We start from the raw sequence: 20,217 nt of genomic DNA, 5'->3' as shown, positions 1-20,217 counted from the left end.
CACGACCGAGCTGCCTATTGTTGACTGCGGATCAAAGGACCTTGGCCCCGCCGCCCCTTAATCTATCCCCGCCAAACCCGCACACTGCTGCCACACGAACGTACCGAGCGTCCCGCCTCGGTTCCGTTCACCTCTCTCAAGCAGCAGGAGCAGATCCATGAGCATTCCATCCTTCGGCCTCGGCACCTTCCGACTCACCGGCCAAGCCGTCATCGATTCGGTCAAGTCCGCCCTGGAACTGGGCTACCGGGTCATCGACACCGCACAGATCTACCAGAACGAAGCCGACGTCGGCCAGGCCATCGCCGAAAGCGGCGTACCGCGCAGCGAGCTGTTCATCACCACCAAGATCTGGGTCGAGAACTACGCCGCCGACAAGCTGATCGCCAGCCTGCGCGACAGCCTGCAGAAACTGCGTACCGACTACGTCGACCTGCTGCTGATCCACTGGCCAGCCCCAGGCAACGGCGTTGAACTGCCCGAGTACATGGCCGCCCTGGCCGAAGCCAAGAAACTGGGCCTGACGCGCCAGATCGGTGTGTCCAACTTCAACATCGAACTGACCCGCCAGGCCATCGAAGTGGTCGGCAAAGGCGAAATCGCAACCAACCAGATCGAGCTCAGCCCGTACCTGCAGAACGTCAAGCTGACAGCGTTCCTCAAGGAGCAAGGCATCACCGTCACCTCGTACATGACCCTGGCCTACGGCAAGGTGCTGAAAGACCCAGTACTGGCCGACATCGCCGCCAAGCACAAGGCCACCGTCGCCCAGGTTGCCCTGGCCTGGGCCCTGCAGCTGGGCTACGCGGTGATCCCGTCGTCGACCAAGCGCGAAAACCTGGCCAGCAACCTGCTCGCCCGTGACCTGAAGCTGGACGCCGACGACATGGCACGCATCGCCAAGCTCGAGCGCAATGGCCGCGAAGTCAGCCCTGACGGCCTGGCGCCAATCTGGGACTGAAGCCATGACCACGCCCCTTGAACGCCTGACGGCTGGCGGCTTCAGCATCGGCCTGGAAGCGCCGCTGGACCACGACTGGACGCCCGCCGGCGACCAGGCGCGGCGCCGCGACGGCCGCCAGTTCGGCGAGCCGGACCTGGCCCGCCACGCAGAACTGGCACAACTGGCCGACCGCCTGGGCTACCGCGCCCTGTGGGTTCGCGATGTGCCGCTGTACGACCCGTCGTTCGGCGACGCCGCCCAGGTGTTCGAGGTGTTTGCCTACCTCGGCTACCTGGCCGGGGTAACCCGCGACATCCTGCTCGGCACGGCTGCCGTGGTGCTGCCGATTCGCGAACCGCTGCTGACCCTGAAATCGGCCAACAGCGTGCAGCGCCTCAGTGGCAACCGCCTGCTGCTGGGCGTGGCCAGTGGTGACCGGCCGGTGGAGTACCCGCTGTTCGGTCGGGATTTCGAGGGGCGTGGCAACGCATTCCGCGAACAGGTCGCGCTGCTGCGTGATGGTGCCAACGGCCACCTGCCCGAAGGGCTGGCCATGTTACCCGGCACCGCTTCGCCGCTACCATTGCTGGTAGCCGGCCTGGCGCAGCAGAGCCCGGAATGGATCGGCAGCAACCTGGACGGCTGCCTGGCCTACCCCGGCACACCGGAAGACCACCGACACCGAGTCGCCGCCTGGCGCGCGGTGGCGGGCAACAAGCCCTACAGCAGCTTCATCCACCTGGACCTGGCGGACAACCCCGACGAACCGCTGCAACGCTGGCGCTTCGGTTTCCGCGGCGGGCGCAAGGCGCTGGTGGCCGAGCTGGGCGCCCTGCGCGCGGCGGGCGTCGACCATATCGGCCTGCACCTGCGGCGTAACGTGCGACCGCTGGACGAAACCCTGCACGAAATCGCCGAATACGTACTGCCACAGTTCCATGAGACACCAGTCAAACTGACGGAGTCCACCCCATCCCCATTGACCGAGTTGGCCGCGCCGGAGCACGCGCAATGAACGCCGGACGCGTCCTGTTTGCCCTGGCCATCGGCGCCTTCGGCATCGGCACCACCGAGTTCACCCCGATGGGCCTGCTGCCGGTAATCGCCCAAGGGGTTGATGTCAGTATCCCCAGCGCCGGCATGCTGATTACCGCCTATGCCATCGGAGTGATGGTCGGTGCGCCGATCATGACCCTGCTGTTCAGCCGTTTCGGCAAACGCGCCGCGCTAATGGCGCTGATGGCCATCTTCACCCTCGGCAACCTGCTGTCGGCGCTGTCACCGGACTACTACACCCTGCTCGCCTCACGCCTGGTCACCAGCCTCAACCACGGCGCGTTCTTCGGCCTTGGCGCGGTAGTGGCTGCCAGTGTGGTGCCCAAGGAGAAACAGGCCAGTGCCGTGGCCACCATGTTCATGGGCCTGACCATCGCCAACATCGGCGGTGTGCCGGCCGCCACCTGGATCGGCCAGCAGGTCGGCTGGCGCATGGCCTTTGCCGGTACCGCCGTGCTCGGCCTGCTGGCCATGGCCGCGCTGTGGTATGCCCTGCCCAAGGGCGAACGCGGCAGCGTGCCGCACGTGCGCAAGGAGCTGGCGGTCATCGCCCGCCCCAGCGTGCTGCTGGCAATGGCCACCACCGTGCTCGGTGCCGGCGCCATGTTCACCTTGTACACCTATGTCGCACCGGTACTGGCCGAACTGACCGGCGCCTCGGACAGCTTCGTCACCCTCGGCCTGGTGCTGATCGGTGTGGGCTTTACCCTGGGCAACAGCCTGGGTGGCCGCCTGGCCGACTGGTCGCTGGATGGGGCGGCGCGGATCTTCCTCGCGGCACTGGCGGTGATCATGCTGCTGATGCCGCTGGTGCTGGGCAGCCACATCGGCGCCGCCATCGCCTTGCTGGTGTGGGGCATGTTCACCTTCGCCGTGGTACCGCCGCTGCAGATGCGGGTGATGATCGCCGCCATCGAAGCACCGGGGCTGGCCTCGTCGATCAACGTCGGCGCGTTCAACCTGGGCAATGCCGTGGGCGCGGCGCTGGGCGGTGCGGTGATCAGCCTGGACCTGGGCTATGCGGCAGTGCCGATGGCAGGTGGCGTGCTGGCGGCTGCCGGGCTGCTGCTGGTGTGGCTGGGCGGGCGTAGCAAGGCTGCCGGGCAAACCGCAGCCGACGCAGCCTGATAAAGCCCCCCTGTAGGAGCGGCCTTGTGTCGCGATGGGCCGCACAGCGGCCCCAGATTTTCAGCTTCGCAGCATGAATTGCTGGGGCCGCTGGGCGGCCCTGTCGCGACACAAGGCCGCTCCTACACGTGGACCGCGCCTGCCATGGCACCTCAGCATTGTTCCACGCACTGCAATTATGATGTGCCAGGCACACCCATTCTCTGTTCGGCCAGCGGCTACTACTCTCCTACAGGCCAATCGAACTGAGGAGTATCCCGATGTCCCGCCCACCCCTGCCACCCTTCACCCGCGAAAGCGCCATCGAAAAGGTCCGCCTGGCCGAGGATGGCTGGAACGGCCGCGACCCGGCCAAGGTCGCGCTTGCCTATACCATCGACACCGTCTGGCGTAACCGCGCCGAGTTCCCCCGCGGCCGTGCCGAGGTCGAGGCGTTCCTGACCCGTAAATGGAACCATGAACTGGAGTACCGCCTGATCAAGGAGCTGTGGGCCTTCACCGGCAACCGCATTGCCGTGCGCTATGCCTACGAGTACCACGACGACAGCGGTCAGTGGTACCGCGCCTATGGCAACGAGAACTGGGAGTTTGCCGACGACGGGCTGATGCAGAACCGCCACTCGAGCATCAACGAGCACCCTATCAGCGAAGCCGAGCGCAAGTTCCGCTGGCCGTTGGGCCGGCGCCCGGATGATCACCCCGGGCTCAGCGAACTGGGGCTCTGATCAGCCCGGCGGCAGCATGACCCTGACTTCCAGCCCACCACCCGGGCGGTTGGCCAGGGTCACGCTGCCGCCCTGCTCGAGCACGATGGCCCGTGCTGCTGGCAGGCCCAGCCCCACGCCACCGGTATTGCGGTTGCGTGAACCTTCGATACGGTAGAACGGCGCGAATACCTGCTCATGCAGCTCCGGCGCGATACCCGGCCCGCGATCCTGCACGGTAATCTCGATCTGCCTGGCGCTTACCGCCAACACCACCATGGGCTCAAGGCCGTACTTCGCCGCATTGTCGATCAAGTTGACCAGCACACGTTTGATACCCACTGGCCGCCCCGTATACACGCAGCGGCGGGGCCCGCTGAGGCCGACCTCTACCCCTGCATCCTTGAAGTCGTCCACCACGGTCAGCAGCAACTGGCCCAGGTCGAACACGGTGCTCTGTTCCAGCCGCGCGTCATCACGGAAGAACCCCAACGCCGCATCGACCATCGCCTGCATCTCGTCGACATCCTTGAATAGCTTGGCCTGTAGCTGGGCATCGTCGATGAATTCGGCGCGCAAGCGCATGCGCGTCAGCGGTGCCCGCAAGTCGTGGGAAATGGCCGCAAGCATCTGGGTACGGTCGTTGAGAAAATGTTTGAGCTGCGCCTGGGTGGCATTGAACGCGAGAATGGCCTGGCGCAGGTCGTGCGGGCCGACCACCGGAATGGGTGGGGCATTGAAGTCCTTGCCAAAACGCCGCGCACCTTCGGCAAAGCGCTCCAGCGGCTTGGCCAGGTAGCGCGTGGCCAGCAGCGCGACGACAAGGCTGGAAACCAGCATCAGCCCGAGGATGATCAGGTTGCGCGGCAGTTCATCCAGGCCCCAGCTACGGCTGGTGGCACGGAACAGCACCCAGGACTTGTCGCTCAGCTCGATCATCAGCGCATAACCACGTTCAGGTGCGTACTGCGGCATATCGGACGGTTCGAAAGCCTCGATCCTGGCGTCCGGGCGCTTGAGCAGTGCGCGCAGGATAGGCGTGCCCTGGCTGAACTCGGCATCGACCAGCGCCGGCACGCCCGCTTCGTCATGGCGGTGCAACCATCGCACGGAGTATGAGCCGTCGCCCGCCGCACTGGCGATGTTGGCACGCTGCGCCACAGGCGCGGCGTCGAGGATGCGGGTGACCGCTGCAACCTTCTCGATCACCCCACTCTCCAGCAGTGGTGGCTGCGCCCAGACGCTCAGCAACAGGCTGAACAGCACCTTTAGCAAGAGCAAGAACAGCATCGCCGTCAGAGTGGTCAACGCGATCCAGCGGGCGATGGTGATTCTGGGCCGCGGCAGGGCCTGACGAACCCTGGCCAGCAACTTCATCGCTTCGCGACCGTGGGCGTGAACAGGTAACCGGCGTTGCGCAGGGTACGGATCAGGGGTTCGTTGCCGTTGTCGGTTTCAAGCTTGCGACGCAGCCGGCTCACCTGTACGTCGATGCTGCGGTCATAGGCGTCGTAGGCATCGCCACGGGCCATGTCCAGCAACTGCTGGCGGCTGAGCACCCGCCGTGGATGCTCGGCGAACACCAGCAGCAGCTCGAACTCACCGTTGGACAAGGGGATCATGACGTTGTCCGGCGAACGCAGTTCGCGCCGCACCACATCCAGCCGCCACCCGGCAAACTCCAGGGTCGCGCAGGCATGGCCCGCCGTGCCACCGGGAGTTTCACCGGCACGTCGCAGCACTGCCCTCACCCGGGCCAGCAGTTCACGGGCGGCGAACGGTTTTGTCAGGTAGTCGTCTGCCCCCAGCTCCAGGCCAACCACCCGGTCACTCAACTCGCCCATGGCGGTGAGCATGATCACTGCCACCTTGTGCTCGGCCAGCAAACGCTGGCACAACACCAGGCCACTGTCGCCTGGCAGCATCACATCCAGAATGACCAGGTCCGGCACCCGCCGCTCGACGGCCTGCCAGAGCGCCTTGCCATCCCTGGCCACATCAACCTCGTAGCCATGCTGGCAGAGAAACTTCTGCAGCAGGTCGAGCACCTCGACATCATCGTCGACTATCAGCAAATGGCTCACAAAAGCACCGCAAAACAAGGTTACCAAGCCGTACTTTAAGGCCATCCCCACGCAGCCGTCATATATTTCAACCCGGAAACAAAGTGTCGATGCCGAGACAATCCGGACATTCCCAGGCAAAGAAAACTGCGCAGCATCGCCGCCAGTTCTTGCCAGGAATGCATCCATGTCCCGTTCATCATCCGCCTCCCGCTCAGTGCGCTCTGCCGCGCTGGCCTTGTCGCTGCTTGCGGCGGGAGGCTGCAGCCAACGTGCGCCGGCCACGGCTGCCTGCGGTAATGTCGCCTATCAGGTCAGTGACCCGGCCGAGCCCGCCAACCGTGCCGTGTTCGCTTTCAACCGCAGGGTCGACGACTATCTGCTGGCCCCCGTCGCACGGGGCTACAGCGCGCTGCCCGGTTTTGCCCGACAGGGCATGCACAACTTTGCCAGCAACTTCGGTGAGCCCAAGGTGTTCGTCAACGACCTGCTGCAGGGCAATGGCGAACGGGCGATGACCAGCATCAGCCGCTTCATCTTCAACACCACCCTGGGTGTGGCAGGGCTGGTCGATGTGTCTGGCAAGATGGGGCTGAGCCAGCATCGCTCGGACTTTGGCCAGACCTTCGGGGTGTGGAACATTGCCGCTGGCCCCATCGTCGAACTGCCACTGCTGGGCACCCACAACCTGCGCGATGCCACTGGCACAGTACTGGGCTTGGCGCTGGACCCGTTTGGCGGCAACAGCGATACCGTCGAAACCATGGGCAACCTAGCCACGGCCGGCGGCATTGTCGATGCACGGGCCGAAGCACTGCCATTGACCGACCTGCTGCGCACCTGGCCTGACTACTACCTTGCGTTGCGTGATTACACCGCGCAGCGGCGCAGCAACCGGGTGGCAGAAGGCAAGGCCGGCGAGCCGGGAGCGTGGCCAGTGGATTGTGCAGGGGGTGCCCGTGAAGAATGATGCCCAAGCCGCCATGCTGCTGTTCAGGCGCCTGGAAGGCGCCGCCCGGCAACCGCTGTTGCTGCACGAACTGGAGGCCCGGGTTTCGGCCGATGGCCGGAGCCTGGTGCTGAGCCGCTATCGCGAACGCTTTACCGCCGACGGCAAGCCTTACCGGCATGAGGCTCACCGCAGCGTACCGATTGCAGCATTGCTGCGCTGGGTGGCGCGGCACGAGCGATGAATCCGAGTGCGGCCGGGTATTAGCAGGGACCTGTGGGAGCGGCTTTAGCCGCGAACACCGGCGCAGCCGGTGCCATGCACCGCGTTGGATTCTTCGCGGGTAAACCCGCTCCCACAGGGCGCGCGGACCGCTTGCAAATGCAATTCTCTACCCAACAGTGCAGCCCAAAGGCCTCGGCAAATTTCCTAAAGGAATTGCGTTTGGGCGTCTGGCCCAAGATGTCCGAAACGCGACAGTAGCTGCCTGTTCGGCGTGAGACAGGCAACCCGGGTACTGGCTAACCTGCCCCCGCAATGCCTTGTTCCCTTTCGCCAGAAGAAGATCGCCCATGACGACCTCCACCGCCTCCATGGCCGCCACCACACCTGCCGATCAACCCCAGGGCTTTCTGGTCCGCATCGTCGGCGCCGCCGCATTCGCCCACCTGCTCAATGACCTGATCCAGGCCGTGCTGCCATCCATCTACCCGATGCTCAAGAGCGATTTCACGCTGAGCTTCGCCCAGGTAGGCTGGATCGCCCTCATCTACCAGGTAACCGCATCCCTGCTGCAACCCTGGGTCGGCCTGTACACCGACAAGCACCCGCAACCCTACCTGCTGCCGGCCGGCATGCTGGTGACCCTGGTGGGCATCGCCCTGCTCGCCTTCGCCGGCAGCTATGAAATGCTGCTGGTGGCCGCAGCGGTGGTCGGCGTGGGCTCGGCGACCTTCCACCCAGAAGCCTCGCGAGTGGCCAGGATGGCCTCTGGTGGGCGCTTCGGCACCGCGCAATCGACCTTCCAGGTCGGTGGCAACACCGGCTCGGCCCTCGGCCCGCTGCTGACCGCTGCCATCGTCATACCCTACGGCCAGCCGGCCATCGCCTGGTTCATGCTGGCAGCTGCGCTGGCAGTATTCGTGCTGTTGCGGGTGACCGGCTGGACCGTGCGCCACGGCCAGACCCGGCTCAAGACCTTCGCCGGCCAGCAGGCCCCCGGCCTGTCGCGTGGCGCCATGTGGCGTGCCGTGGCGGTCATCGCCGTGCTGATGTTCGCCAAGTTCGTCTACATCGCCTCGTTCACCAATTACTTCACCTTCTACCTGATCGAGCATTTCGGCCTGAGCGTGCAGCACAGCCAGTTGTACCTGTTCATATTCCTCGCGGCCGTGGCACTGGGTACCTTTGCCGGTGGCCCGGTGGGTGACCGTATCGGGCGCAAGGCGGTGATCTGGGTCTCGTTCCTCGGCGTGGCGCCCTTCGCCCTCGCCCTGCCCTACGCCAACCTGGCCTGGACGGCGGTACTGGCGGTGGCCATCGGCCTGGTGATGTCCTCGGCCTTCGCCGCACTGGTGGTGTACGCCCAGGAGGCCGTGCCGGGCCGGGTGGGCATGGTGTCGGGGGTGATGTTCGGGCTGATGTTCGGTATCAGCGGCATCGGCGCCGCCGGGCTCGGCGAACTGGCCGACCGGCATGGCATCGCTTGGGTGTACCAGATGATTTCCTTCCTGCCGCTGCTGGGGTTGGCCACGGCGCTGCTGCCGGCAACCCGCTCGCAAGCCCGCCCCAGCCGCTGCTGTTAAAGTGGGCGCGCCAGGCTGGCCAGTACAAGGGGGAGCGAAATGCTGAAGCCGCAGCATGAATTGCTGGTGGAAGTGGATGAGTGGACCGGGGAGGTCGGCAGCCGTGCGACGGACTACCCGACCGACTGGTTCATCGAGCCCCACAGCCATGCCAAGCACCAACTGATCTATGCCATCAAAGGCCTGATGATCGTCGAGTCCGGTAACGAACGCTGGACCGTGCCCCCCAGCCGCGGCGTATGGATGCCCTGCGGCCAGGTGCACGCGATCCGCTGCGTGGGCGATGTGAAGATGCGCAGTGTGTTCGTGCGCACCGACGCGGCAGTGCAGTTGCCTGCGCAGAGCAAGGCTATCAGCATCTCGCCGCTGCTCAGCGAATTGATCAAGGCCTCCGTAGGCTTTACCGCGCCGTTTGCCGAAGACTCGCGTGAAGCCCGGGTGATGCGCCTGATCCTCGACGAGATCTGCGTGCTGCCGACCTTGCCACTGAAACTGTCGCAGCCCGGCGACAAGCGCCTGCAGGCAATCTGCTCCGCGCTGCACGAGCGGCCTGACGATAACGCCACCGTGGCCGACTGGGGCCAGCAGCTGGGGGTGGACGAAAAGACCATCCAGCGCCTGTTCCGCAAGGAAACCGGCATGACCTTCGGCCAGTGGCGCCAGCAGGCGCGGCTGATGCAGGCACTGGAGCGGATCGCCCTGGGCGAGCGAATCATCGATGTGGCGGGGACGCTGGGGTATGACAGCCCTAGTGCCTTCGCCAGCATGTTCAAGCGCCAGTTCGGCATCACGCCGAGTCAGTTCTTCAAATAGCCTGTAGGAAACATATGAGATCGCCCCCGCGTCGCCTGATCTCGCGCAGCAACCCTGCCAAGCCGTGTACAGTACCCTCACAACAAAGCCCCCAGAAGGAGCCTGGCACATGAGCGTGACGCTGTCCCCCCTGCAGATCGACTGCGATTTCGATTCCGGCAACATCCAGGTGCTGGATGCCAGCAACCCGGCCCGGGTGCACCTGGCCATCCGCCCCGACACCCACAGCGGCCACTACCAGTGGTTCCACTTCAAGGTCAGCGGGCTGACGCCGGGCCAGGTCCATCGTTTCAGCCTCGACAATGCCTCCGGCTCCTCCTACAAAAACGCCTGGAGCGGCTACAACGCCGTGGCCTCCTACGACCAGCAAACCTGGTTCCGCGTCCCCAGCCAGTTCGACGGCACGGCGCTGTCGTTCGAGGTGAAGGCCGAGCAGCCACACATCTGGTTCGCCTACTTCGAGCCCTACCCGCGCGCGCGCCACAACCAGCTGATCGAACGTGCACGGCTACTGCCGGGGGTCGAATTGCTCGCCAGTGGTCGCAGCGTACAGGGCCGCGACATTCCCCTGCTGCGTGCCGGTGATGGTGCCGCAGGCAAGCGCAAGCTGTGGTTGATTGCCCAGCAACACCCGGGCGAACACATGGCTGAATGGTTCATGGAGGGCGTGATCGACCGCCTGCAGGGTAACGACGCGGTGATCCAGCAGTTGCTGGCAAAGGCCGACCTGTACCTGATCCCCAACATGAACCCCGACGGTGCCTTCCTCGGCCACCTGCGCACCAACTTCAAGGGCAAGGACCTCAATCGCGCGTGGCAGGACGCCAGCGTCGAGCTCAGCCCCGAGGTGTTCTTCGCCCAGGCGCAGATGAAGCAATACGGCGTGGATGCGTTCATCGATGTGCATGGCGACGAAGAGATTCCCCATGTGTTCACCGCGGCCTGCGAGGGCAACCCGGGCTACACGCCGCGGCTGGCCAAACTGGAAGAGCAGTTCCGCAGCACCCTGTGCAGCCTGACCCGCGACTTCCAGACCGTGCATGGCTACACCCGCGACGAACCGGGGCAGGCCAACACGACGCTGGCCTGCAATGCGGTGGGGATGGCGCATGACTGCCTGTCACTGACCCTGGAAATGCCGTTCAAGGACCATGACGACGCGCCGGATGCCGTCACCGGCTGGTCGGGGGCGCGCTCGAAGGCGCTGGCCGGGGCGGTGCTGGAGACATTGGCGAAGATGGTTGGTGATTTGCGCTGAGTGAAACGGCCCATCGCCGGCAAGCCGGCTCTCACAGGACTGCACATGACTCACGGAATTAGCAGGGCCCCTGTGGGAGCGGCTTCAGCCGCGAACACCGGCGTAGCCGGTGCCATGCACCGTGTTGGATTCTTCGCGGCTAAAGCCGCTCCCACAGGTCCCTGCGCTCAGAACTGCACATCCAGAATCACACTGTCGGTATAGGTCGCCGCCGGTGGTGTAGCCTGGTCGGTGTAGACCTTGGCGTTGTAGTTGAACACCTGGCTACCGGTACCGGTACCCGTGCCGGGGTTCACGTCGGCATCGGCGCTGGCCCGTCGCGCAGCCCCTACCGAACCCCAGCGCACCGCACCGGCGCTCTTGAAAATGTCGTAGGCCAGGTAGTTGTTGGCCGCCGACTTCATCCGCCGCCGCCCATTGGCCACGTTCTGCCCGTCATCCAGGCCCACGGTGTAGTTGCTGCCCTTGGTGCACGAAACGCTCAGGCTCTGGCTCACCGTGCCGAACCCCGCCACCACCGGGGCGCTGGCGAAGTTGATGCTGGGTGTGCTGATCTGGCAGTCGTTGGTCACCGTCATGCTTACCAGCAGGGTCCTGGTACCGGAGCCCTGGTCTCGCCCGATGCAAAGCCCGCCAACACCAATCCCGTCGCAATAGTCCCACTCCCATTGGACATCGAGGGTTTCCTGATACAGCCCCGCCGATACGTTGCTGCCTACCTGCGTGCGCATATAGATGGGCACGTTCTTCGGTGTACCGTTAAGCAACCCGAGCAAGTCGAGGATGCCGGTAGTCCTGAATTCGAAGGGGGTGCCACGGGTGATCGGATAGGTGGTTGTGGCGTCGGCATACAGCGTGTAGGGGATGATATCCCCGGTAGGCCCAACCAGGCCGCTGGTAGTAGCAGTAATCTTGATCTTGAAGGAGTCGCTGCTACTGAGCAGGCTGATCACCGAACCGTTGCATTGCAGGCCAGAGTTGGTGCTGGAAGCCGTCTGTACCGTGCCACGTACCTGGGTCGAGTTGAGCGATCCAAACGCCGCCGGCGCTGTCAACACTGATGTGCACTTGGCCCAGGCCGAGCCCGCCCACAGCAACAAGGCGCATGCCAACAACCCACGCCAGCAGGCGTTCACTTGCACACCAACGGGCCAATCAACGGGATGGAGCCTTGCGCTTCAGGCAGGTCGAACGCAACCTGGCAATGCCCGCCCCCTTCCAGCTCCACCTGCAGTCGGTTATGCGGCGTCAGGTTCTCCAGATACACCAGGCCATCCCAACCGACCACCGCCTGGCTGCCGCTTTCAGCATGGGTGACACGGCTGCCCAGCTTGAGTGCCTGCCGGTCAGCGTCCACCAGTTCGACACTGGCCGCCAGCACGCGCCTGAGCGGGAACTCCAGCAGGTAACCGCTGCCCCGGCGCACCGCCACCCGCTGTTCCACTTCCGGCGCGAGGATATCCGGCGGCAAGTCCATGGGGTCGATTTCGTACTTGCCGCGGTAGTAACCGCTGCTGTACGGCACCAGCAAGTGGCCGTCGGCATCGGTACGGCCGACTTCCTGGTTTTCATAACGCACCGGCACATCGGCGTAACCTCCGGTGCTGACCACCACGAAGGCATCGTCGATACGGTTGGCAGCGAACAGCCCGGCATCCATCCACACCAGCGAGCCACTGGCGTCAGCCCAGCGGGTCATCTCGCCACTGCTGCCATACAAACCGGCCTGCAACTGCACCGACTGCAAGCGCCAGGTGACATCGGCCTGGCGGTAGGCGTCGCGCTCGCTACCGGCGGCGTAGCCCAGGTTGTAACCGACACCACCACCCACCGGCGTGGCGCGGCTGTAGTTCACCCGCTGCAGGGTTTCGCCTTGCTGGCTGCGCTCCATGCCCAGGGCCAGGGTGCCGTGCAGGTCGAACGGGATCACCAGTTGCGCCTGCACCGCCCACTGGCTGTCCCCCACTTCACGGTTGGCCGACAGATACACGCTGCTGTTGCCCCATAGCGGCCTGCTGTAGCTCAGGTTGATCAAGCGCGTACGTGTGCCGTCGCCGGCGCGCACATCGAAATAGCCGGCGCCGATGTTGCCGTATTGATTCAGGTTCAGGCTCAACGTGACCTGTTCGCTGCGCTGGCTCAGCTGAACATCACGGCTATCGACCCGGGTCAGGTCGGCGTAGTCGCCGTAACGTTGCAGGCGCTGGTAGCTGAAGCCGATGCGCTGGCTGTTGTACTGGTAGCCGAGGGCGACCTGGTGGCCCTTGTCGCCGTCGAACCGGCTCTGCGCCAAGGCCGCGTTGAGCACGCCGAAATTGCCCAACCGCATGTTGCCGCCCAGGCCGCCCAGCATCAGCGATTCGGCGCTTTCGGCATGAGTCTCCAGGGTGAAGACGTCGCTGACCCCATAGCGCAGGCTTGCCGAAGCAACCCCGGGGCCGTAGGCAAAATCGCGCAGCCCGTAGTCACGGCGCAGGCTGCCGGCCGCCACCGAATAATCCGCCAGGCCCTGCTGCAGCAGGCTGCTGGTGACGTAGAACGGCAAGGTGGTCGACACCTGCCGGCCGAGGGCATCGGTGGTGACCACCACAGCCTCCCCGGCGCCGTTGATGAACGGCACGTTGGTCAATGTGTAGGGGCCCGGCTGCAATTCGGCGGTGCTGGACTTGTAGCCATTGATGAACAGGTCCAGCGAGGTGGGTACCGCCGCTTCACCGGAGAACGCCGGCAGCGGATAGGTGACCAGGTCGGGACGTGCAGCGAAATCGCGCGACACCTGCAGGCCACCGACCCGCACCGAGCTGGTCCAGGGCAAGGCCCCGGTCACCAGGTCACCGGTTTCGTAGGTCAGCAGGCGCTGTTCGTCGGTGAAGCGCCAGGTAGTGTCATAGCGCAAGAAGCCCTGGCGCACGTCGTCGGTCGGCGCACCATTGAACGACTGGCGCCACTGCCCGGTACTGGAGAACGTACCCCAGCTGTCGAACAGGCGCAGTTCGTTCCAGGCCGCCAGGTAGCTGCCACCGTCATCGGTGTCGTTCAGGTACAGATCGTAGTTGAACAAGGCGCCGAAACTGCTGCGCGCATCGCTGGCCGGGTACAGGTTGCGGTCGCCCAGTTGCTGCTCGGGCAGCCAGGCCGGCGGCACTTGCAGCAGCAGGCGCTGGTTCTGGCTGTCGTAGTCGGCATGCAGCCCCACGATGGCCTCCAGCGCCACCTCGCCCTGGGGGTTGCCAGGCGGCGCGATACCGGCTGCCCGCAACACCTCGCTGTCCAGATACAACCGCCCGGCGCGCTGCTGCACCGGCACCAGCTCAGCCTTGGGCATCTGGTTCACCAGCAGCTCGAGGTACAACGTGGCATCGGCGATGGCGGCCAGCTCCGTAGGTGGTGGCGGCAGGTCGTCGGCCAACACCAGGCCAGGGCCGACCAGGGCAAGCCCCAGGCACCAGCGGTGGGTACCCCCTGTCAGCCACCTCACACACGGTTTCCAACCATTGCCGGGTCCCCCATGGCCCCTGCGCGGCATTCAGGCGCAGGCTCATTGGCTTTGGCGGATGGCGTCCGCGCTGCTCTGGCCGTTTACCCTCCCCTTCAGCACGCTGCCGGCATTCGGTACCAGCGGTGCCGGCCAGCGCATGCTGGCCCCCGGCAGCACATAACCCAGCAGGCCATCGGCCAGTGGCTTGCTCTGGCTACCCTGCTGCACCACCACATCGGTCAGGCGCGCATGCACCGCGCCGGTGTTGCGCAGTTCCACGTACGGTTTGCCCTGTACGGTCACCGCACGCCAGCTGAGTTGCGGCTTGCCGACGCCCTCGGCATTGCGCTTGCCCGCGGGATCGGCCTTGCCCCACAGGCCTTCGCCGTAGACGAACAGGGGTACCGAGTAGCGCATCTGCAGGCGGATCGCCGCGGTGGTGCCGGGCTCGGCCTTGTCGACGGGGATGGCGGCAGGGATTTCGTCGATGATGATGCGGTAGGCCTGCTCCTGGCCGACTGGCGAGGGGCCGGTGCGGGTCAGGCGGATCAGCTGCTTCTGTCCGGGTGCGATGCTGGCCACTGGCGGGCTGCCGATGATCTCGCGCTGTGCCTGGTACTGTTCCTGATAGTCCCCCTGGCGCCAGGCGAACACCCGCACCTGCAGGTTGGCCGGTGCAGTACCGCGGTTTTCCAGCCACAGTGCGCCAGCCTTCTGGTCAGCCTCCAGCACCGGGTCGATCGGCCAGATCAGCACCGAGGTGGCCGCCCAGGCCGGCAGGCTCGCCAGCCACAATAGCCCTGTCAATCCACGCGCCCACTTCGCGCCTGCCCCCATGAAACTCTCCTTGGCTACTGGTCGTTGGTGCCGGTGCATTCACCAGGTCACCGTCACTTGCACCACATCGGTGTAGGTCCCGGCCGGCAGCGTGCCGCTCAACTGGACCCGCCCGTACACCGGCAGCTTGATCGCCGTCGGGTCGCTGTAGTTCACGGCCACGCTCTGGCCGATCCCCAGGCCCTGGCTGTAGGCCGCGTCCCGGTACAACTGATAGGCCAGCACTTGCGTGCCCCCCGTGCGCTTGAGGTTGCGTGTGCCGCTGGCACTGTTCTGCCCACCATCCACGCTCATGCTCAAGGCCACCCCCGGGGTGCACTGAAAGGTCACCGTGGTACCGCCCAACGAGGTGCCGATGGCCCCGGTGGCGAGTGCCGATTGCGTACCGTAGTCGAGCGTCCCGTAGCTGCTCACACCGCCAACCACCAGGCACCCGGCGACGATCTGCGCCGTCACCATGAAACTGCTGGTGGTCGCCGCATCCAGGGGCCCGGCCAGCAGTACGCCGAGGCCGCTCAGGCTGCCCGCCAGCCAGATGCGCATGGCTCAGAACGACAGCTCGACGGACACCGTGTCGGTGTACACCCCCGCCGGCAGGCCGGCCTTGCCGCGTGCCTGGCCATACAGGTTGACGGTCTGGGCCGCACCGCTGCTGGTCGGCAAGGTGATGGTGCCGTTGATGGCCAACAGCTGCGTGCGCCCGGTATCGGTGTAGAAGTCGTACGGCACGAAGTTGCCGAGGCCATCCGCCAGCGCACGACTGCCGCCGGCCGACTGGCCATCGTGGGCACCGGCACCCACACGGATCACGGGTACCGTGCCGGCCGAACAGAGAATGCTGATCGCCCCTCCGCCGCCACCGATTACCTGGGCGTCGACGGTGGTGAACAGAGCATCCTTGGTGCCGAAGTCCAAGGCACCGAAGTTCACCCCCGAGGTGCCCGAGCTGCCATTGACCTGGCACGCCGCGGTCAAGGTCAGCTTCGAGTCGATGGTTCCGGTCGTGGCGGCCTGGGCCTGGGAAGCCAGCACCAGGCCCAGACCGGCGAGGATGCAGCGTGAAAGGTTCATTCGCATCGAAGTCTCCTTGCGTCGTTACCAGTCCAGGGTCACCCTGAGGGTGTCACGGTACAGCCCGGCCGGCAGTGCGCGCGGGTGCGCCACTACCACACCGTAGATCGGGATCGGGATCTGCCGGGTACTGCTGATGGTGAAGGCACGTGCCTGGCCGATGCCGTAGCGGCTGTTACCGCCCGGGTCGATCGCCAGTTGGTAGGGGATCAGCTCGCGGCCGTTGCTCAGCCGCCGTATGCCGTCGCTGCCATTCAGGCCGCCGTTGATGCGCACGTTGAACGCCCGCACCTCGGGCGTGCAACTGATCTGCAGGCTGCCCTCGCCGCTCACCTCGTCAACCCGGCTGCGCAGCGGCTGGTCCCAGTTCGGTCCGCGCTCGCCGAAGTCCATCACGCCGGGGTTACCCACCGTTGCCGGTTGCGTCTCGTTGCTACTGATCTGGCATGCGCTGCTGATCACCAGCCGCGCCTGGATGAAACCGGTGCTGGTGCCATGCGCAGCACCACCTGGTACCAGCAGTGGGCCCAGGGAAAGCAGCAGGATCGAGGTGCGGTTCATGGCGTCGGGTCCTTGAGCATGGTGGCATCCCTACCAGGTGACGGTGACTTTGAGCAGGTCGGCATACAGGCCTGCAGGCGGTACCCAGGCCAGCTTGTCGATGCGTGCATGCAACGGCAGCTCGACCGAGCCGCTGTCCGGCACCCGCGCCGAATGCGCCACATTCACCGCCAGCGGTTCGCGCCAGGCAGCGTCGCGATAAAGGCGATACGGGATGGGCCGGGCCGTGTCATCGTCACTGGCCAGAAAGCGCAGCTCGCCGACGCCGCCATGCTGGCCACCGTCGACGCGGACCTGGTAGGGGGTGCCAGGGTTGCATTCCAGCCGTGGCGGGCGCTGGCTCGGCAGCACGCCGGTGAGCGGCGCGCCAGGGCCATCCAGCCGTGCAGCATCACCCAGATCGATGCGCCCCAGCGCCTGTGCGCCGGCATCGGGGGCCTGGTTGACCAGCATGCAACCGCGCTGCACCAGCACCCGTACTTCCACCAGGAAGTCCGCCGCCATGGCACTGCTGCTCAACATAAGGCCCAACAGGGCGGCCAGGAAGCGCTCCGTCACCTTATTTTCCTTGTCGATGTCTGCTGGTCTGAGCGTAGCAGCGAGATGGTGTCACAGTACTGGCATGCAGCCATTTTTTTGTATTAGCCAAAAAGCGCTATCACTTGAAAAAAAAACCGCACGCCACAGAACGCATTGCCAGCATTCCCCTCAAATGGCCAAAGGCCGTTATCCGGGTCGATATTCTGTTAGGGTGTACCCCTTTCATCCTGCCTAGACTCATGCGGCATGCATGGAAGGACACGACAGGAGCGTTTTCATAGATGATTGCAGACAGCACGCTCACCCAAGCCCTCGAGCGCTGCGCCCAGGAGCCGATCCAGCTGCCTGGCAGCATTCAGCCCCACGGCTTCCTGCTGGTGCTGGACGAAACCGACATGCAGGTACTCCAGGCCAGTGAAAATGTCGAGCACTGGCTGGGCTTACCGGCCAGTGAACTGATAGGTCGCGAGTTTGCCGAACTGGTCAGCGGTGCCTTCGACCTGCGCCTGCACCTGGCCCGCCTGCCGCAGGACGAGGTCTTTCCGTTCCACATCAGCGATGTGCAGCTGCGCCAGGACGCTCCTTTTCGCGGCAACCTGCACCTGCTGGTCCATCGCCACGACCAGGTGCTGATCGCCGAGTTCGAACCCCCTCGCCTGCCAGCGGACCTTGCCGGGCAAGGCGACTACTACCCACTGGTGCGCAGCTTCGTAGGCCGCCTGCACCAGGCCGGCAGCCTCGAGGAACTGCTGCAGCAAGCAGTGCTGCAGCTCAAGCGCATCACCGGCTTTGGCCGGGTCAAGGCCTATCGCTTCGATGCCGAAGGCAACGGCCAGGTGCTGGCCGAGGTGGCCGACCCGGGGTACCCGAGCTACCTGGGCCTGTGCTTCCCCGCTTCGGACATACCACGCCAGGCGCGCGAGTTGTACCGAATCAACCGCATCCGCGTGATCGAGGACGCCAACTACCAGGCTTCGCCGTTGCTGCCCTCTGCCAACCCGCGCACCGGCAAGCCCTTGGACCTGAGCTTTGCCGCACTGCGCAGCGTGTCGCCAGTACACCTGCAGTACATGCGCAACATGGGTACCCTGGCATCGATGTCGTTGTCGATCGTGGTCGACGGGCAACTCTGGGGGCTGGTGTCCTGTCACCACGAACAGCCACGCCCGGTGGACCTGCGCACCCGTACCGCCTGCGAGCTGCTGGCCAGTGTGCTGTCGCTGCAGATCGAGTCGCGCGAGTCCCACGCCAACACTCGCCAGTTGCTGGAGCTGCGCCAACACATCGTGCGCATGATCTCGTCCATGGCCGACCATGACAGTGTTGGTGACGGCCTGCGCGACTTGCCCGAAGTACTGCTGGCCTTCGCCGGCGCCCAAGGTGCCGCGGTCATTTCCGCCGAACGTTGCGACCTGATCGGCAAGACCCCACCGGCCGCTCAGGTAAACGCCCTGGTGCACTGGCTATCGCAGCGTAGCGAAGAAAGTGTGTTCCACAGCGACAACCTGCGCCGCGACATCGACGAGCTGCCCGAGCTCGCGGCCCATGCTGGCGGTGTCCTGGCAGTAGCCATTTCGCAGATCCACTCGCACTACCTGCTCTGGTTCCGCCCCGAGCAAGTGCGCACGGTGAACTGGGCCGGGCAGCCGAACAAACAGGTAGGGCCGCAGGGCAACCTCGACCCACGGCACAGTTTCGAACGCTGGCAGGAAAAACTGCGCGGCTACTGCGAACCCTGGCACCCGCTGGTCATCGAAGGCGTGCAGGAACTGCGCACGGCAGTGCTCGGCATTGTCCTGCGCAAGGCCGAGGAGCTGGCGCAGCTGGCCGGCGAGCTGCGCCGCTCGAACAAGGAGCTCGAAGCGTTTTCCTACAGCGTGTCCCATGACCTGCGCGCGCCCCTGCGCCATATTGCCGGCTACTCCGAATTGCTCGGCGAAACCGAGGGCCAGAGCCTTGGCGAGCGCGGCAGGCGCTTTCTGCAACACATCGAGGAAGCCGCGCACTTTGCCGGGAGCCTGGTCGACAACCTGCTCAACTTCTCGCAGATGGGCCGCTCGGCCCTGCGCCTGTCCGAGGTCGACCTAAACGCCCTGGTCGAGGCCATTCGCAGCGAACTTGCGCCCGACTACCAAAACCGCGAAATTGTCTGGGACATCGCGCAATTGCCCAAGGTGATCGGTGACCCGGCGTTCATCAACATGGCCTTGCACAACCTGCTGGCCAACGCCATCAAGTACACACGTGGGCGCACCCCGGCGCGCATCGGCATCAGCGCCGTGCAACACCCGGGTGAAACCGAGATCTGCATTCGTGACAACGGCGTGGGCTTCGACATGGCCTACGCCGGCAAGCTGTTCGGCGTGTTCCAGCGCCTGCACCGCATGGAAGACTTCGAAGGCACCGGGATCGGCCTGGCCAGCGTGCGTCGCATCATCGAACGCCATGACGGTCGGGTATGGGCCCATGGCAAGGTTGACCAGGGTGCTACCTTCCACTTCACCCTCCCGCGCCACCCCGCGACCACCTGAGGCACCGCTACCATCATGCTCAAACCCATCCTTCTGGTCGAAGACAACCCTCGGGACCTGGAGCTGACGCTCCTGGCGCTGGAGCGCAGCCAGTTGGCCAACGAGGTCATCGTGCTGCGCGATGGCGCCGAGGCACTTGACTACCTGCTAAGGCGCAATGCCTATGCCGAACGTGACGATGGCAACCCCGCCGTGTTGCTGCTGGACCTGAAACTGCCAAAAGTCGACGGCCTGGAGGTGCTCAAGGAAGTGCGCGCCACCGCCGAGCTGCGCAGCATCCCGACGGTGATGCTGACGTCATCGCGCGAGGAGCCTGACCTGCTGCGCGCCTACGAGCTGGGGGTGAACGCATACGTGGTCAAACCGGTGGAGTTCAAGGAATTCGTCGCCGCCATTTCCGACCTGGGGGTGTTCTGGGCGGTACTCAACGAACCGCCACCCGGCTCGCTGCGCCTGAACCGGCGTGGCGGCATCTGAGGT

The 20,217-nt window shown here is 65.1% G+C and carries 20 protein-coding genes; 11 read left to right on the top strand and 9 right to left on the bottom strand.

Annotated features, from left to right (window positions below):
• Nucleotides 1-157 precede the first annotated feature (157 nt).
• From dkgB to R9B85_RS21750, 4 genes are all read left to right on the top strand, one after another.
• The gene (dkgB, locus tag R9B85_RS21765; RefSeq protein ID WP_112252362.1) at nt 158-961 is read left to right on the top strand and encodes a 2,5-didehydrogluconate reductase DkgB; all 804 of its coding nucleotides are present in this window, start codon (nt 158-160) and stop codon (nt 959-961) included.
• 4 nt (nt 962-965) lie between these two features.
• The gene (locus tag R9B85_RS21760) at nt 966-1,958 is read left to right on the top strand and encodes a TIGR03571 family LLM class oxidoreductase (RefSeq protein WP_423770548.1); all 993 of its coding nucleotides are present in this window, start codon (nt 966-968) and stop codon (nt 1,956-1,958) included.
• Complete coding sequence (locus R9B85_RS21755) at nt 1,955-3,127, top strand: MFS transporter (RefSeq protein WP_207877397.1); 1,173 nt, start codon at nt 1,955-1,957, stop codon at nt 3,125-3,127. Before R9B85_RS21760 ends, R9B85_RS21755 begins: the two co-directional genes overlap by 4 nt.
• A 260-nt stretch (nt 3,128-3,387) precedes the next feature.
• Complete coding sequence (locus R9B85_RS21750; RefSeq protein WP_085592957.1) at nt 3,388-3,852, top strand: DUF1348 family protein; 465 nt, start codon at nt 3,388-3,390, stop codon at nt 3,850-3,852.
• Here R9B85_RS21750 and R9B85_RS21745 read toward each other — a convergent pair whose 3' ends face one another.
• Both R9B85_RS21745 and R9B85_RS21740 read right to left on the bottom strand, forming a co-directional pair.
• The gene (locus tag R9B85_RS21745; protein ID WP_112252359.1) at nt 3,853-5,208 is read right to left on the bottom strand and encodes an ATP-binding protein; all 1,356 of its coding nucleotides are present in this window, start codon (nt 5,206-5,208) and stop codon (nt 3,853-3,855) included.
• Nucleotides 5,205-5,915 carry a response regulator gene (locus R9B85_RS21740; RefSeq protein ID WP_112252439.1) on the bottom strand — a complete coding sequence of 237 codons (711 nt, stop codon included), beginning with the start codon at nt 5,913-5,915 and terminating at the stop codon, nt 5,205-5,207. The genes R9B85_RS21745 and R9B85_RS21740 overlap by 4 nt, the downstream gene beginning before the upstream one ends.
• Before the next feature lie 166 nt (nt 5,916-6,081).
• Between R9B85_RS21740 and R9B85_RS21735 the strand changes: the two genes are divergently transcribed.
• The 5 genes from R9B85_RS21735 to R9B85_RS21715 all read left to right on the top strand — a co-directional run bounded on the left by R9B85_RS21735 (nt 6,082) and on the right by R9B85_RS21715 (nt 10,719).
• Nucleotides 6,082-6,864 (top strand): MlaA family lipoprotein, encoded by a 783-nt coding sequence (locus R9B85_RS21735; protein WP_423770547.1) that lies wholly within the window; start codon nt 6,082-6,084, stop codon nt 6,862-6,864.
• A 13-nt stretch (nt 6,865-6,877) separates the two neighbouring features.
• Entirely contained in the window at nt 6,878-7,087 is a 210-nt protein-coding gene (locus tag R9B85_RS21730; protein WP_112252357.1) for a hypothetical protein, read from the top strand.
• A gap of 328 nt (nt 7,088-7,415) precedes the next feature.
• Nucleotides 7,416-8,648 (top strand): MFS transporter, encoded by a 1,233-nt coding sequence (locus R9B85_RS21725; protein ID WP_215521213.1) that lies wholly within the window; start codon nt 7,416-7,418, stop codon nt 8,646-8,648.
• A 39-nt stretch (nt 8,649-8,687) separates the two neighbouring features.
• Nucleotides 8,688-9,461, top strand: a complete 774-nt coding sequence (locus R9B85_RS21720; protein WP_112252355.1) for an AraC family transcriptional regulator — start codon at nt 8,688-8,690, stop codon at nt 9,459-9,461.
• A 109-nt stretch (nt 9,462-9,570) separates the two neighbouring features.
• Nucleotides 9,571-10,719: a M14 family metallopeptidase gene (locus R9B85_RS21715; protein ID WP_112252354.1), complete on the top strand. Its 1,149-nt coding sequence runs from the start codon at nt 9,571-9,573 to the stop codon at nt 10,717-10,719.
• Nucleotides 10,720-10,886: 167 nt separating this feature from the next.
• Here the strand turns inward: R9B85_RS21715 and R9B85_RS21710 are convergent, their stop codons facing one another.
• The 7 genes from R9B85_RS21710 to R9B85_RS21680 form a co-directional block, all read right to left on the bottom strand.
• A complete protein-coding gene (locus R9B85_RS21710; RefSeq protein WP_112252353.1) occupies nt 10,887-11,855 on the bottom strand; it encodes a Csu type fimbrial protein in 969 nt (322 codons plus the stop codon).
• On the bottom strand, nt 11,852-14,149 hold the full coding sequence (locus tag R9B85_RS21705; protein WP_112252438.1) for a fimbria/pilus outer membrane usher protein: 2,298 nt from the start codon (nt 14,147-14,149) through the stop codon (nt 11,852-11,854). Before R9B85_RS21705 ends, R9B85_RS21710 begins: the two co-directional genes overlap by 4 nt.
• A gap of 108 nt (nt 14,150-14,257) precedes the next feature.
• Nucleotides 14,258-15,034: a fimbrial biogenesis chaperone gene (locus R9B85_RS21700; protein ID WP_207877406.1), complete on the bottom strand. Its 777-nt coding sequence runs from the start codon at nt 15,032-15,034 to the stop codon at nt 14,258-14,260.
• 39 nt (nt 15,035-15,073) lie between these two features.
• Nucleotides 15,074-15,577, bottom strand: coding sequence for a Csu type fimbrial protein (locus tag R9B85_RS21695; RefSeq protein WP_252378844.1), 504 nt, complete (start codon nt 15,575-15,577; stop codon nt 15,074-15,076).
• A gap of 3 nt (nt 15,578-15,580) precedes the next feature.
• A complete protein-coding gene (locus R9B85_RS21690; protein ID WP_112252350.1) occupies nt 15,581-16,111 on the bottom strand; it encodes a Csu type fimbrial protein in 531 nt (176 codons plus the stop codon).
• An 18-nt stretch (nt 16,112-16,129) separates the two neighbouring features.
• Nucleotides 16,130-16,666: a Csu type fimbrial protein gene (locus tag R9B85_RS21685; protein ID WP_112252349.1), complete on the bottom strand. Its 537-nt coding sequence runs from the start codon at nt 16,664-16,666 to the stop codon at nt 16,130-16,132.
• Between the two features lie 30 nt (nt 16,667-16,696).
• Nucleotides 16,697-17,224, bottom strand: a complete 528-nt coding sequence (locus R9B85_RS21680; RefSeq protein WP_112252348.1) for a Csu type fimbrial protein — start codon at nt 17,222-17,224, stop codon at nt 16,697-16,699.
• Nucleotides 17,225-17,487: 263 nt separating this feature from the next.
• Between R9B85_RS21680 and R9B85_RS21675 the strand changes: the two genes are divergently transcribed.
• Together R9B85_RS21675 and R9B85_RS21670 are read left to right on the top strand one after the other, a co-directional pair.
• Nucleotides 17,488-19,737, top strand: a complete 2,250-nt coding sequence (locus R9B85_RS21675; protein WP_112252347.1) for an ATP-binding protein — start codon at nt 17,488-17,490, stop codon at nt 19,735-19,737.
• 15 nt (nt 19,738-19,752) lie between these two features.
• On the top strand, nt 19,753-20,214 hold the full coding sequence (locus R9B85_RS21670) for a response regulator (protein WP_112252346.1): 462 nt from the start codon (nt 19,753-19,755) through the stop codon (nt 20,212-20,214).
• The last annotated feature ends 3 nt before the right edge of the window (nt 20,215-20,217 follow it).

Source organism: Pseudomonas sp. NLJ1 (genome assembly GCF_049486705.1).
GTDB lineage: Bacteria > Pseudomonadota > Gammaproteobacteria > Pseudomonadales > Pseudomonadaceae > Aquipseudomonas > Aquipseudomonas inefficax.
The sequence above is the reverse complement of the archived record's forward strand: the minus strand, read 5'-3'. Positions and strand labels throughout refer to the sequence as shown.

Coding starts and splice junctions, on each gene's coding strand:
- R9B85_RS21755 (WP_207877397.1), top strand. CDS start 1,955: ATGAACGCCGGACGCGTCCTGTTTGCCCTGGCCATCGGCGCCTTCGGC.
- R9B85_RS21685 (WP_112252349.1), bottom strand. CDS start 16,666: ATGAACCGCACCTCGATCCTGCTGCTTTCCCTGGGCCCACTGCTGGTA.
- R9B85_RS21675 (WP_112252347.1), top strand. CDS start 17,488: ATGATTGCAGACAGCACGCTCACCCAAGCCCTCGAGCGCTGCGCCCAG.
- R9B85_RS21760 (WP_423770548.1), top strand. CDS start 966: ATGACCACGCCCCTTGAACGCCTGACGGCTGGCGGCTTCAGCATCGGC.
- R9B85_RS21695 (WP_252378844.1), bottom strand. CDS start 15,577: ATGCGCATCTGGCTGGCGGGCAGCCTGAGCGGCCTCGGCGTACTGCTG.
- R9B85_RS21715 (WP_112252354.1), top strand. CDS start 9,571: ATGAGCGTGACGCTGTCCCCCCTGCAGATCGACTGCGATTTCGATTCC.
- R9B85_RS21735 (WP_423770547.1), top strand. CDS start 6,082: ATGTCCCGTTCATCATCCGCCTCCCGCTCAGTGCGCTCTGCCGCGCTG.
- R9B85_RS21700 (WP_207877406.1), bottom strand. CDS start 15,034: ATGGGGGCAGGCGCGAAGTGGGCGCGTGGATTGACAGGGCTATTGTGG.
- R9B85_RS21725 (WP_215521213.1), top strand. CDS start 7,416: ATGACGACCTCCACCGCCTCCATGGCCGCCACCACACCTGCCGATCAA.
- R9B85_RS21730 (WP_112252357.1), top strand. CDS start 6,878: ATGCTGCTGTTCAGGCGCCTGGAAGGCGCCGCCCGGCAACCGCTGTTG.
- R9B85_RS21750 (WP_085592957.1), top strand. CDS start 3,388: ATGTCCCGCCCACCCCTGCCACCCTTCACCCGCGAAAGCGCCATCGAA.
- R9B85_RS21670 (WP_112252346.1), top strand. CDS start 19,753: ATGCTCAAACCCATCCTTCTGGTCGAAGACAACCCTCGGGACCTGGAG.
- dkgB (WP_112252362.1), top strand. CDS start 158: ATGAGCATTCCATCCTTCGGCCTCGGCACCTTCCGACTCACCGGCCAA.
- R9B85_RS21720 (WP_112252355.1), top strand. CDS start 8,688: ATGCTGAAGCCGCAGCATGAATTGCTGGTGGAAGTGGATGAGTGGACC.
- R9B85_RS21745 (WP_112252359.1), bottom strand. CDS start 5,208: ATGAAGTTGCTGGCCAGGGTTCGTCAGGCCCTGCCGCGGCCCAGAATC.
- R9B85_RS21690 (WP_112252350.1), bottom strand. CDS start 16,111: ATGCGAATGAACCTTTCACGCTGCATCCTCGCCGGTCTGGGCCTGGTG.